The sequence below is a fragment of the Streptomyces sp. NPDC006872 genome (genome assembly GCF_040635845.1).
Lineage (GTDB): Bacteria > Actinomycetota > Actinomycetes > Streptomycetales > Streptomycetaceae > Streptomyces.
The window spans coordinates 1-12,695 of the sequence record NZ_JBEYIL010000021.1; the positions used below are offsets into that span (position 1 = coordinate 1).

Consider the following 12,695-nt stretch of genomic DNA (forward strand, 5'->3'; position numbering starts at 1 on the left):
GTCAACGTCCTCTGGGCCCTCCTACGTGACGGACGGACCTACGAACTCGTGCCACCCACCGGGCACGCGGCTTGACAGACCGCATTAGGAATCACTGTCTCGTGTGCTGCTCCGGCATGTGACCGGCGTGGGAGACCTCTCGGTCGACGCGGCGGGCTCGGACACGGAAGGAGCCGTGGGCTACTGAGCGGGACGTAACCGTAAGAGCGGGCGTCCGACACATCAACACCCTTGGAGCAGCACGTGAGTTCCGGCCCCGCCCCTACCTTCACCGAACCCGCCCGAGCCGCCGCAGCCCGGCCCGTTCATCACGCAGCACACCGCCATCATTCTCTTGACGGCGACCGTCATCGGCCTGGTCGTCGGCAGCCTTACGTTCCTCAGCAGCACACCGGCCGCTGGCGGAAGAAGCCTCAGTGTCCCCACGGGGGGGTAACCCCCAGCACCGCCCTGAGGACAGCGCACCGGAGCGTCGGGGGGAGAGCCGGATGGGCCGATCCCCTCATCGCTGGTGGGATGGTCGTCGACCACCGGCTCCGGGAGCGGAACACCAGGGGCCACAGCCTGAGCGCTGAACACGCAGGCAACCCGAACAGGACGGGGATCATCATGTATATGCCAGGAAGGCGTCGGTGGGACCTGCTTGTCCTGAGCAGCCTGAGCGCGGTTCTCTTCGCCACGTCGACCGGGACGGCGGCGGCGAAGCCGCCGCAGGCCGATCCGCTCCAGCAGCAGGTGGATGCGGTCCACGACACCGGGGCCGTTGGTGTGTCCGCTGAGGTGACGTCACCGGACACACGTGACATCGCGCGCGCGGGGACGGCCGAGAGGGGCACCAGGAGGCAGATGCCGCCGAACGGCAGATTTCGGATCGGCAGCGCCACCAAGACCTTCACCGCCACGGTCGTGCTGCAACTCGTCGGCGAGGGGCGAATGTCCCTGGAGGACACCGTCGAGCAGTGGCTTCCGGGAGTGGTCCAGGGCAACGGCCACGACGGCAGCCAGATCACCGTGCGGCAGCTGCTGCAGCACACGAGTGGCATCCCTGACATCGGGCCCGAGATACCCGCATTGAAAAGCGCGGACGGCTATCGAGCCGAGCGGTTCCGCACCTACACCCCCGAGGAGTTGGTGGGGCTGGCGATGCAGCTCTCTCCCAAATTCGTCCCGGACGACGAAAAATGGTCGTATTCCAACACCAACTACATTCTCGCCGCGATGATCACCCAGAAGGTCACCGGCCGGAGTTGGGCGCAGGAGGTGAACGACCGGATCATCCGCCCGCTGGGTCTGAGGGACGCCAGTACGCCCGGAACCTTCCCGTTCATCCTGGGCCCGCACGCTCAGGGCTACGCGTTCAGCACCGGCACCGACGTCACGGTGCTCAATTCGAGTATGGCCGTCGGCTCCGGATCGGTCATCAGCACCGCGCACGACCTGAACCGGTTCTACGCCGCGCTGCTCGGCGGCCGTCTGCTGGCTCCGGCGCAACTCGACGAGATGACGACCACCGTGGACGCGCCCGGGCTGGACGTGAGGTATGGCCTCGGTCTGGCCGAGATCCCGTTGTCCTGTGGTGGCAGCTACTTCGGTCACCGGGGCGAACTGCTGGGCTATATCACCTGGGGTGGCGCCACCCGAGACGGGACCCGGACCGCCGTGGTGTACGTCAGCAGTGACGGCGGTCAGGACACCGAGCAGGCCATGATCACACTCGTGGACCAGGAACTGTGCCGGACCCGTTCCTAGTACTCCAGCCGATCTTGATCTTCATGTCGGTTGGGAGGTCTGTCGCTCGTAGTGGCAGGTCTTGGCCCTCGCTTGGTGGCGTCGGCGCCAGTGTGAACAGCGGAGTCGGTGCCCGGTGGTGTGCCGGGGCTGTGTGACGAGGGTCGTGAACAGGTGCTGGATCTCGTTGCGGGTCAGTGGGATTAGCTTGTACTGGGTCTGCTCGGCGGCGGTGACGGCGGTGAGGAAGGCGTGGGCGAGCATGGCGAGGGTGACCCAGCGGTGCCAAGAGGTCCAGCGTCTGACCTGGTGTTCGTCGAGACCGGCCAGGGTCTTGGAAGATTGGAACGTCTCCTCGATGGTCCACCGCCGCCCGGCAACCATAACGAAGGTAGTCAGCGGGGTCTTCGCGGTCTAGTAGCAGCGGTAGTAGGCGAGTTCGCCGGTGCGGCGGTTGCGGCGGACGAGTAGGTGCCGATGTCCGGGCCGCCCGTCCGCGATCACGGCCAAGGCCCAGTCGTAGTGGCGGTGGCCCTTGGCTCCGGCTCCGGCTCCGGCTCCGGCTCCCGCTCCGGCTCCGGCGGAGAGTTTCTGCCAGGCCCGCTAGGCGAGGTAGACAGCGACCTGGCTGTTCTCGACGCGTCCGGCGGTGCCGGTGTACGGGCGCTGGACCCCGACCGTGTGCGTGCCCTTCTTCAGGTCACCGGTCTCATCGACCACCAGGACGACGTCTCCTGTGCCGAGGTGGTCGACGACGAAGCCGCGCAGATCGGCACGGACGGCGTCCGCGTCCCACTTCGCCCGTGCGAGCAGGTGCTGCAGCCGGTCGGGGGCGGCATGGCCGACGTGCTCGGCCAGCGTCCAGCAGTTCTTCCGTGGCGGGCCCGCCAACAGGCCGAGGACGAACTCCCGTGCTTGCCGCCGCGGTTCGACCCGTGCGAACCGGGAGGCTGTCCGGCCCATCAGGACCTCGAACTTCTCCCGCTGGCGGGCGGGATCTGGGCCGTGCACCGAGGCCATCAATTGTTCGGGGTGGACATAGGCAAGACGCGTTCGGAGAGTACGCGCAGCTGCGCACGGCGCTCCTGGACGTCGCCGACCGCATCGTCACCCCGACCACCGCGCTGCCCGGTGGTGCGCACCAGGTCCGCACGATGCCGCGCACCGCACCTGATGCGCACCGGATACAGCGTTTCCCGCTACGTCGCCTGCCGGCTGTCAAGTTCCCGCCGGGCTGCGAGAGCCCTCGCCAGCACCTTGGCCCGGTGGGGATTCGCGGCGCTGAGGGCCCTCGCCACCTCCACCGCCTCGTCCAAGAGGGCCAGCCGTTGCCCGGGCAGCTCCCGCACCAGCGGCGAGGCACTGGCCTCCACCAGGACGTACGCCAGCTTCGACCCGTACACCTCCGGCTCGACCTGCGTCAGCAGGCGGTAGATCCACAGCCCTTCGACGCCGCGCACCACCCGCCGGTTGGCGCCGAGCAGCTTGACCCTCGCCCGCAGAACCATGTCCTGATCCATCGATCCCCCTTCGTTCCCTCACCCCCCGGCCCGCCCCGTCACGCGACGAGACAGCACAGCGAACGCGTCGGCAGCCGGGAACGGATGCCGACACGGACGTCGGAGAGTGGATGACGACGAGTCTGCGGGCGGACCACCGCCTGCGACAAGTCCGAACGGACGTGCGCTCCGTCCTACCGAAAACCACCTCCGAACAGGCATGATGGATCTGACACTCGCTGAGGACCGAGCCCGCGCCCCTGAGCGCGAGCAGCGGAATCCGCGCATCGCGCGAGGCGAACGACGGGCACCCCGTCCTGGCCCGCCTTCCCGGTAGGCGGCCCCGACAGGAAGACGCCCGACGACGCATAGAAGCTGTTTCAGATCCGGTCATCTGTGACGCAGACGGGGATTCGCTTCGCGTACCCGGATCGTGCACCGCGCGTACGTGCTCAGACTCCGGATGCAGCAGCCACGGAGGGCCTGATCGCCTGGAACATGATCAACGGGCAGTTGCGGCCCACTCACCTCAAAGCCCGAGGCAATCGCCTTCGTTCCCGTCTGTGCCCGAACGGCATCGTCGACACGGTGAGGTGGTGGTCTCACTTCGCGACATGGCTGACCAAGCGAGGGATCACCACCCTCGCGGACTGCGGCTCCGCCGTCCTTCACGACCACGGCCTGCACCTGCGCGACAAGAACACCGACAGATCCCCCGCCTGTGCTGGTCAGAGGCACTGTTCGTCCTCCTGCTGCACCTCTGCCTGATGCTGCTGGCGTCCGACCTGACGAACGCCGTCCCCTGGGGCGCAGTTTCCGACGGGATCGTCTGGAGCGCCCTGACTGTGGCCGTACTTCCGGACTACCTGCGACGGGAGTGGTGACCGGAAGGGGCCGGAGTGATTGACGCCCGGCCCCTCCCGGTACGTCCTTGGCGGGAGGGGAGGTCTTGCCCGTGGTCGTTGCAGCCCTTCCCGTTCACGCGGCGATGGTGCAAGCCCAGCTGAGATCGGCCGGCAGCGTCCGTTCGGAGCAGCCGCCCGAACGGCTGCTCCGAATACCCAGAACCGGTCAGTTGACGGTCAGGACCGCCGTGTTGTTCGTGAGGTCGGGGTCGAAGTCGAAGGGGTACTGACCGAATTCGCCGAACGTGGGGTGGATGCTCACGGCACCGGTCGCGCCGGGCACCACGGTATCGACGCTCACGGAGAACGCGAACGTGCGCTGAGTGTCCTCCAGCACCCAGTACCGCAGGTCGCAGTCGTAACGCGGGGCACCCGTCTGCTTCGGGTAGTAGCCGCCGTCGAGGGTGTGCGGGGAGCAGCCGGACGGCACACCGGTGACCTTGGCGCCCTTGGGCACGACCAGCCGGACCTCGGCGACCGGGTCGCCGGAGCCGAGGTTGCCGAGCCAGGCCGGGCCGTTGTTCTTGAACGTGAGCTCGGCGGTGGCCGTTTCGCCCGCCGCGCCGGAGATGGCGTCACCGGACACGGAGAAGTCCGCGGTGTTGTCCGCGCCGACCCGGAGGGCCACGTAGTCGTTCTGGGAGTCGATGTCCTTGGCGCCGCCGCCCGGCTCGACGTCGATGTCGAACCGCTCGTTCAGCGCGTGCGGGGCGAGCCGCACCGTCAGCGGCTCGGGCAGCTCGAAGGAGTCGCCCGGCGCCAGCACCTGATCGAACCGGCAGCTCGCCGTGCTCGACGGTGCGTAGTCGTTGCCGTCCGTCGTGGTGTAGGTGCAGGCGTCATACCGGGTCAGATCCGTCAGGCCATATGAGGCGGACAGCGTGACGGTGAACCCGTTCGCGCTCTCGTTGCCGTTGTTGGTGATCTTGAACGGGATCGTCCGCTCGTCGCCGGGCAGACCGTCGTCGATGGCGGCGACGGGGTCGATGGCGAGGTCGGGCCCGGTGCCGACGGTCAGCGTGGTGTCGGAGCTCTCGTGCGGCGCGGTGAGCGTGCCGTCGGGGCCGCCGGTGGCCGTCGCCTCGTAGGTGATCCTGCCCTGTGCGCCCACGTGGGCACCGTCGGCCGCGCGCACCGTCAGGAACACCTGATCCTCGTAGTCGCCCACGACCGCGGGCACCACGGGAACGTCGCACACCGCACTCGTGCCGCTCGGCGTGCAGTTGTCGGGCCAGGTCACCTCGGCGACCCCGGTGAGGTCGGAGACGTCGACGGTGAGCCTGCCGTCGGTCACCGTGAAGTTCTCGTTGTCGTGGTAGATGCCGACGCCGAGGGTGCGGGACTGCGGCTGGCCGCCGTCGATGCCGAGCGGCAGCGTTTGCTCGTACGGCTCGTTGATCGACAACTGGTCGGTCTGCGGCGGGTCGTCGTCAGCGAACGCGGGCGCGGCGATGCCCGCAGCCAGCAGGCCGGCCGTCACCGCCACGGCGGCGCCGGATCTGAGGCGTAACGGGCTTCCAGCAGGGATCAGTCTCATTGCTACCCCCAAGGATGTGGTAACGCGTCGGCAGCCCCGGCGCGCCGGAAGGATCATCACATGGCAGGGCAGCCTGCCGCGCCTGGCTTTTTCCGGACCTGTTGGGCAACACCCGGCCATGCCGCGAAAAGCGGAGCCAGAAGCAATGCCGTGTAGATAGGCGTGGGGGGGGTGTCAAGTCGCCTGAACCGCCCCGGTCCGGCCTCGCGCCCTACGGCAGCGCCACTGTCTGCTCGGTCCGGCCGGCTGCGACCACATCGCGCGATCTGGTCGTTTTGGCTGTTCTGCTTCGGCGAGGTTGCGCAGCCGGTGCCAGGCGTCCGCCACTTGCCGGGCCTGCGGAGCCCCGCTGCGGGCGCCTTCGGCGTAGGCGCCGACCCGGTCACGGCAGACCACCTCGATCTCGGGGTGGCCGTGGAGCCAGGCGGACAGTGGCTCGGCGTCCCGGCCCGGCAGTACATCGACCGGGCGCCGTTCCCTGTACACCTCAACCGTCCCCAACCTGCCTGCGGGGGAACTACGTCGTGCCCCATGGGCCGTTCCAGCTCCGTGGCGAGCCCGCCCCCCGCAGTCGGGAACGTGCCATCCAGGACTCTGCTACGGCCCACCAGTTGTGGGTGCTCTCGGAACAGCTCACCAGCGTGCACTACTCATTGCCCGCCGAACCGCCTTGGGTGTAGTTCCTCCGGAGGGACGGCCTCAGGGGCGCTGTGACTGCCGTCGGAGTAGCCGCCCGATCCGGTCAGACGCGCGCGAGGAGTTCCTGCTTCTAAGCAGTGAACTCCTCGGTGGTGGGCACGCTGCGCCGTGCAGTGCAGTGCACCGAGGGCGCGCAGCTGCACGAAGGCGTGCAGGAATCCGGCACAGGAGTCGACCTCGAACAGCTGGTGCGGCAGCAGGTCGATCTTCGGGAGCATTCTTCGAGGTTGTCTTGCGCAGCCGCTTCAGGGACTCGCTCTCGCCGAGCCGGTCGACGTTCAGCTTCAACCGACCGTTGGGCTGAACCTCGAAGCTATGCTTCGCGTCCTGCCCGGCCTCCTCCAGGCGTTCGGCGAGATCTGGGGTCGGCGCAACGTCGCCGACAAGGTCAAGGACGTCAAGATCTTCCGCAATCGGGAGGTCGGCGTGCTGCGCCTGCACGCGGACCGGGTGTGGCTCCAGTCCGGAGGCCGCTGCCGCCTCACGGTCTTCAGTCCCGTCGATGACGAGACCGTCGAGAAATTGGAGCGTCTGCTTGCCCTCGCGGCCTGACCCGCGCCGAACGGCCGCGATCACGCCGAGATGAACGGCTCCGTCAAATGCGGCGTCGCCAGGTGCAGCGTGGTGGCGGTTTCGCGGCCGAGCATGTGCTCCCTTGAGTGCCTGGCCGCCTCAGGGTCGGTCTCGTGCGAGTAGGCGAGCTCGGGGTGGAGCAGCTGGAGCGCGTGCACCAGGAGGTCGCCGGTGACGAGCGCCAGCTCGCGCCCGTCGGCGACCAGCACACTCTGGTGCCCGGGCGTGTGACCGGGCGTGGCGACCGCGCGCCCGGCGCGCAGCGGCGTGTCCCCGTCGAGGAGCCGGAGCCGACCGGCCGCATCAAGCGGGTCGGTGAGGGTCTCGCGAAGCTGCGGGTTGAGCGCGTCGAGGGCGTCGAACTCGGCCCGCTGGAGCAGGTATTCGGCGTTCGGGAAATAGGGGCGGCGGCCGCTGGTCGTACTGCCGGGCGAAGGGACGCCGCCCACCGCGCCGCCCGCTGATGGAACGGCAGCCTCGGTCACGACCGCCCACCCGATGTGGTCGGTATGCAGATGCGTGAGCACCACGGTGTCGACCTCGGCCGGGTCGATGCCCGCGGCGGCGAGCGACTCGGGGAGCGCACCGGGCACGGGCGCCCACGAGCCGGCCGGGCTGTCCGCCGGACCGATCCCGGCGTCCACGACGGTGAGGCCCTTGTCGCCGCGGATCGCGTACGCGCGGAACTGGAGCCGCCAGCGGCCCTCGGCGTCGACCGCGCCCGGGTCGTAGCGGTCGGCCTCGGCCCACTGAGCGGCCGTGGCCTCGGGGAAGGCCTCGGCGCGCGGGGAGAAGAACGGGCCCTCGCCGTCGGCGAGGGCGATGATCTCGGTCGAGCCGATCCAGAGGCGGGGAACGCTGCGGGACATGGCCTGGATCCTGCCATGCCTGGATCCACACCCAACTGCCTTCTCAGAGATGAGTAGTTCTGAGAGATCACGGCCCCCCACCGGGCAGTGTCCGATTTGCCCCCGATCCTCGTTCTCACAGCCTGCAGGCCTCATGCGGCGGAATCACCACATGACGGAGACCAATCCAACGTGTTGATTCCTCACGGGCTTCAGCGAGCCTGCCCGGGTTATTGACGTGGCAGCGACAACGGTGGCTTGATGAACCATACGCGGAAATGGGAGCGCTCCCATACCGCGCGTGCACCGCACTCCCACTCCTGCCCCACTTCGGGAAGGACACCCCGTGCGCAGCAGACACCACCCCCTCCTCGCCACTGTCCTGGCCGCCCTGCTCGCCTTCGCCGCCGGTTTCGGCCTGGCCGGCGCCCCGTCCGCCGCCGCCGCGACCCCGGTACGGATCATGCCGCTCGGCGACTCCATCACCGGTTCCCCGGGCTGCTGGCGCTCCCTCCTCTGGAACCAGCTGCAGAACGCCGGTTACACCGACATCGACTTCGTCGGCACACTGAACGCCCAGAGCTGCGCCCTCACCCACGACGCCGACAACGAAGGCCACGGCGGCTTCCAGGCCACCGCCACCGCCGACCAGAACCTGCTCCCCGGCTGGCTGGCGGCGACGCTGCCAGACATCGTTATCATGCACTTCGGCACCAACGACGTCTGGAGCAGCATCGCGCCGGACACCATCCTCGCCGCGTACACGAAGCTGGTCGGCCAGATGCGGGCCAGCAACCCGGCGATGAAGGTGCTGGTCGCCCAGCTCATCCCGATCAATCCGAGCAGCTGCGCCGAATGCGCCGCTCGTACAGTGGCCTTCAACCAGCGTATTCCGGCCTGGGCCCAGGGCATCACCACCGAGCAGTCGCCGGTGACCGTCGTCGATCAGTGGACGGGCTTCGACACGGCCACCGACACCTATGACGGTGTCCACCCCAACGCCTCCGGCGACGCCAAGATGGCGGCCCGCTGGTACCCGGCGCTGTCGGCCCTGCTCACCCCGGGCGACCCCGGCGACCCCGGCGACCCCGGGGACCCCGGAAACGGTGGCTGCTCGGCGGCCTTCCGGGCGGTGTCGGTGTGGCAGGGCGGCTACCAGGGTGAGGTGACGGTCACCAACACCTCGTCCACGGCGGCGATCTCTTCCTGGGCGGTGACCCTCGTACTCCCGACGGGCAGCCAGCTCACCCAGGTCTGGAACGGCGCGCTGACCGGGACCACGGTACGCAACGCCGGATGGAACGGCACGGTGACGGCGGGGGCGAGCACCACCTTCGGCTTCCTCGCGAGTACGTCGGCTGCGGCGGGCACGCCTTCGGCGACGGCCACCTGTTCGGCGTCTTGAACCGTCCGGCAGACGGATCACTCGAGGCGCCGGGTGGGCGCTCGGCTGTCAAGCGCACGGGACCGGCTCTCGGTAAACGTGCACGCGGAGGTGGACAGCCTCGTTTTGGCCGGCCGGAATGTTCGGGCCATTGCTGTGATGCGTGAGCATGCCGGTCTGCCCGAGCGACGCTTCCGCCCGGGGAAACGCGTCGCTCCGTCAACCACGCAACCCCGCCTCCCCCGTGAGGGCTGACAACGGGCCGGCGCTGGGCCCTGCCCGGACTCGCCGAGAGCCGCCGAGAATCCACTGAGAACCCGGCGACGCCCGGCGACCACCCGTGCGAGACGCCCGTCTGCCGGTAAACCCCCAGGTCGGTACGCACAGGATGTTTAGGGAACCCCTTGCCCGGATTAGCGATCCCCTTGCTCAGATTTGGGATGGACATGCCCGGCGAAGTCGCCGAGTCCGGACAGAATCTTCACAGCGGGGAGGGCGTACGGACGGGTCCCCGACCGCTCCCCATCCTTTGGCTCAGCCGGTCTTCCGGTGTCGACTTGGAGATTCTCAATCCATGCACATACCCCGCGCCGGCCGGCGCTCGGGCTGGTGCCGAGTCGCGGTGACCGGGCTTCTGGCCCTGGGTCTCGGCGTCTTCGGCCTCACCCCGGCCCAGGCCACCACGCCAAGTCCGCATGCGAGGAGTTCCACGGGCTCCACCGAGCCCCTCGGCAAGACCGCCCCCACGGCGAAGAACCTGGTCCCGCTGCCCAGCGGTTACGGTACGACCCCGGCCGAGCAGACCGCGATGCGGGCGGCGGCGGTCCGGGCGGCCCGCACCGGCAAGGCCGTTGCCGTCGACGCGCTGACCACGCCGACCGAGGTCGTCGAAGCCCTGCCTTCCGGAACGTTCGGGCTCTCCTCCAACCCGGTCCCCGTGCGGGTCGAGAAGGCCGGCGGATGGGCCCCCGTGGACCTGCGGCTGCGGCGGGAGGCCGACGGCACCTGGGCGCCCAGGGCCACCGCCTACGGAAGCGTCGCCTTCTCCGGTGGCGGCAACGGCCCGCTCGCGGTGACGAGTTCGGGCGAGGTGTCCCTGTCCTTGTCCTGGCCGACGAGGTTGCCCGCCCCGGTGGTCTCCGGCGAGAGAGCGACCTACCGCTCCGTCATGGCCGGCGTGGACCTGCTGGTCTCGGCGACCCCCGCCGGAGGTCTGAGCGACACCCTGGTCGTGCACTCCGCGCGGGCCGCGAAGAACCCGGCGCTCTCCTCGTTGCGCCTGGGCGCGAAGGTGCGGGCCGGCCGGCTGACCCAGGACGCGGGAGGCACCCTGGTGGTGACCGACCGTCAGGGCCGCGTGATCGCCGACGCGCCCGCCCCCTTGCAGTGGGACTCCAACCGCACCCTGCCCGCCACCCGTCTGCCCGCCGGCGCCAAGGTCGCGGCCGACGCCTCGGACGCCGGCCACCCCGGTCTCGCGGCCCGTGTCGCGCCCGTCCGCGCCAAGGTCGCCTCCGGAGCCCTGACGCTGCTGCCGGACGCCCGTATGCTCGCCGCCCGTTCGACCGTGTGGCCCGTCTACGTGGACCCGTCCGTCAACTGGCACCCCGTCGACTACACGAGTCCCGCGTTCGACGAGGTGAAGCAGGGCTGCCCGGGCACGTCGTTCTACAACAAGACGACGGCCCTCGCCGACAACGGCAACCTCGGCGTCGGTTACAACGGTTGGCCCGAGGGCTACTGCAACACCGGTGACGAGCACTCGGTCTACCAATGGTCGCTCTCCAAGACCATCTGGGGTGCGACCATCAGCAGCGCCGAGGTGGACGCCACGGACATCTACTCCGCTTCGTGCTCGACCACCGCGACCGTGAACCTGCACTGGTCGAAGGGCATCGGCTCGGGCACCGACTGGAGCAACCGCCCCCACTACAACAGCTGGTCCAGCACTCCTATGCGACCGGCTCCTACGAATACGTCAGCTCCGTCGGCTCGGGCGACCTGACCACCGACACCACCGGCACGCCGTTCACCACCGACGCCGCCGCGTACGGCAACTTCACGGACCTGGTCACGGGCCTCGACGTGACCGCGGCGAACGTGCCCACCGAAGCCGTGCTGGGGGAAAACCTGGTCGACCCGTTCCAGCCGGGCACCACGCTGCCCAACTCCAACGGCTACCGCGTCTCCGACGCGCTGACCGCAGCCGCGCCCACGACCGCGACGCCCTACGGCGTGCTCGCCGAAGGCATCGAGTCCAACCAGCTGATGACCGACAACCCCGAGACGTACAACGGCTCCACCATCGGGGGACCGGCCGCCCTGTCCCGCATCGACCGCGACATCCTCGACCAGCCCGGTATCAGCACCGTCGTCGTCGACGAGGGAGTGGAAGACCTGCTCGCCGGCAGCGCCAGCGACGACCTGGAGGGCAACGGCTACACCGCCCTCGTCCAGCAACTGCAGGCATGGGGCATCGATGTCGTCCTCACCTCCCTCACCCCCTGCGACGGCTTCACAGGCGACGGCGCGACGCCCGACGACCCGTGCACCAGCACGGTCGACGGCTACCGCACCGACGTCAACGCCTTCCTCGGCGGAATGAACCTGGGCAACCCCTGGGCCACCCCGGCCGTGTACTTCGCCGACTTCGACGCCGCCGTCGCCGACCCCACCCTCGACGGCAACGGCGAGGAGCGACTCGCCTCCGGCGCCGACTCCGGCGACCACGTCAACCTCGCCGACCCCGCCTTCGGCGCACTGTCCACCGCGCTGCTGTCGCCCCAGGACACCTGGAACCTCGACGACGGCACCGGCATGCCGGTGGCGACCGACACCGCGGCGACCGACTCCCTGAACACCCTCAACGCCAATCTGGCCGATCCCGACGTCGGCAACAGTCCGCTCACCCTGAACGGCACGACGACCTGGACGACCGACGCCACCCGGGGCAGCGTCCTGACCCTGGACGGCACGAGCGGTGACGCCACGAGCAGCGCTCAGGTGCTCGACACCACGGGCAGCTACTCGGTCTCGGCCTGGGTGAACCTGGCATCGCTGCCGACCCACAACGTCACGGTCGCCGCCCAGGACGGAACCGAGGACAGCGCCTTCTTCCTGAAGTACGACTACTCGTCCCAGAACAAGCCCGCCTGGTCGATGGCCTTCACCGACAGCGATGTGGCCGACCCGACGTCCCATGTGGCCTACTCGGCCGGAGCCACCGCCAACACCTGGACCCACCTCGTCGGCACGTACAACGCCGCCACCCGCACAGGACGCCTCTACGTGGGCGGCGCGCTCGCCGCCACCACGACGGGAGTCACGCCCTGGAGCAGCACCGGCTCCTTCACCGTCGGACGCGCGCTCTACGACGGCAACCAGACCGACCACCTGCCCGGCATGGTCAGTGACGTCCAGGCCTGGAACTACACCCTGAGCGCCAACCAGATCACGGCGCTGTACCAGCAGATTCCCTGATCCCCGCAGTCACACGGACAGAGAGACGGACGGGACGGCTCG

At 69.2% G+C, this 12,695-nt stretch carries 9 protein-coding genes and 2 pseudogenes; 5 read left to right on the plus strand and 6 right to left on the minus strand.

Annotated features, from left to right (window positions below; all coding sequences use genetic code 11):
- Window positions 1-609 precede the first annotated feature (609 nt).
- Window positions 610-1,749, plus strand: a complete 1,140-nt coding sequence (locus ABZ725_RS42620) for a serine hydrolase domain-containing protein (protein ID WP_358807749.1) — start codon at window positions 610-612, stop codon at window positions 1,747-1,749.
- Between the two features lie 21 nt (window positions 1,750-1,770).
- Here the strand turns inward: ABZ725_RS42620 and ABZ725_RS42625 are convergent.
- The 5 genes and pseudogenes from ABZ725_RS42625 to ABZ725_RS42645 all read right to left on the minus strand — a co-directional run bounded on the left by ABZ725_RS42625 (window position 1,771) and on the right by ABZ725_RS42645 (window position 6,586).
- Window positions 1,771-2,691 (minus strand): annotated as a pseudogene (locus tag ABZ725_RS42625) (transposase).
- 236 nt (window positions 2,692-2,927) lie between these two features.
- Window positions 2,928-3,248, minus strand: a complete 321-nt coding sequence (locus ABZ725_RS42630) for a hypothetical protein (protein WP_358807750.1) — start codon at window positions 3,246-3,248, stop codon at window positions 2,928-2,930.
- Between the two features lie 1,050 nt (window positions 3,249-4,298).
- Window positions 4,299-5,618, minus strand: coding sequence for a hypothetical protein (locus ABZ725_RS42635; protein ID WP_358807751.1), 1,320 nt, complete (start codon window positions 5,616-5,618; stop codon window positions 4,299-4,301).
- Window positions 5,619-5,954: 336 nt separating this feature from the next.
- Window positions 5,955-6,146, minus strand: a pseudogene (locus tag ABZ725_RS42640) (transposase); the annotation flags it as partial.
- Window positions 6,147-6,319: 173 nt separating this feature from the next.
- The gene (locus ABZ725_RS42645) at window positions 6,320-6,586 is read right to left on the minus strand and encodes a hypothetical protein (RefSeq protein ID WP_358807752.1); all 267 of its coding nucleotides are present in this window, start codon (window positions 6,584-6,586) and stop codon (window positions 6,320-6,322) included.
- Between the two features lie 97 nt (window positions 6,587-6,683).
- On the opposite strand from ABZ725_RS42645, the gene ABZ725_RS42650 reads away from it, so the two are divergent.
- Window positions 6,684-6,920, plus strand: a complete 237-nt coding sequence (locus ABZ725_RS42650; protein WP_358807753.1) for a hypothetical protein — start codon at window positions 6,684-6,686, stop codon at window positions 6,918-6,920.
- Between the two features lie 20 nt (window positions 6,921-6,940).
- Here ABZ725_RS42650 and ABZ725_RS42655 read toward each other — a convergent pair whose 3' ends face one another.
- Window positions 6,941-7,810: an MBL fold metallo-hydrolase gene (locus tag ABZ725_RS42655; protein ID WP_358807754.1), complete on the minus strand. Its 870-nt coding sequence runs from the start codon at window positions 7,808-7,810 to the stop codon at window positions 6,941-6,943.
- A 325-nt stretch (window positions 7,811-8,135) separates the two neighbouring features.
- Between ABZ725_RS42655 and ABZ725_RS42660 the strand changes: the two genes are divergently transcribed.
- The 3 genes from ABZ725_RS42660 to ABZ725_RS42670 all read left to right on the plus strand — a co-directional run bounded on the left by ABZ725_RS42660 (window position 8,136) and on the right by ABZ725_RS42670 (window position 12,653).
- Window positions 8,136-9,194 carry a GDSL-type esterase/lipase family protein gene (locus ABZ725_RS42660; RefSeq protein WP_358807755.1) on the plus strand — a complete coding sequence of 353 codons (1,059 nt, stop codon included), beginning with the start codon at window positions 8,136-8,138 and terminating at the stop codon, window positions 9,192-9,194.
- 553 nt (window positions 9,195-9,747) lie between these two features.
- On the plus strand, window positions 9,748-11,178 hold the full coding sequence (locus tag ABZ725_RS42665) for a hypothetical protein (RefSeq protein ID WP_358807756.1): 1,431 nt from the start codon (window positions 9,748-9,750) through the stop codon (window positions 11,176-11,178).
- An 812-nt stretch (window positions 11,179-11,990) separates the two neighbouring features.
- Window positions 11,991-12,653 (plus strand): LamG domain-containing protein, encoded by a 663-nt coding sequence (locus ABZ725_RS42670; protein WP_358807895.1) that lies wholly within the window; start codon window positions 11,991-11,993, stop codon window positions 12,651-12,653.
- The last annotated feature ends 42 nt before the right edge of the window (window positions 12,654-12,695 follow it).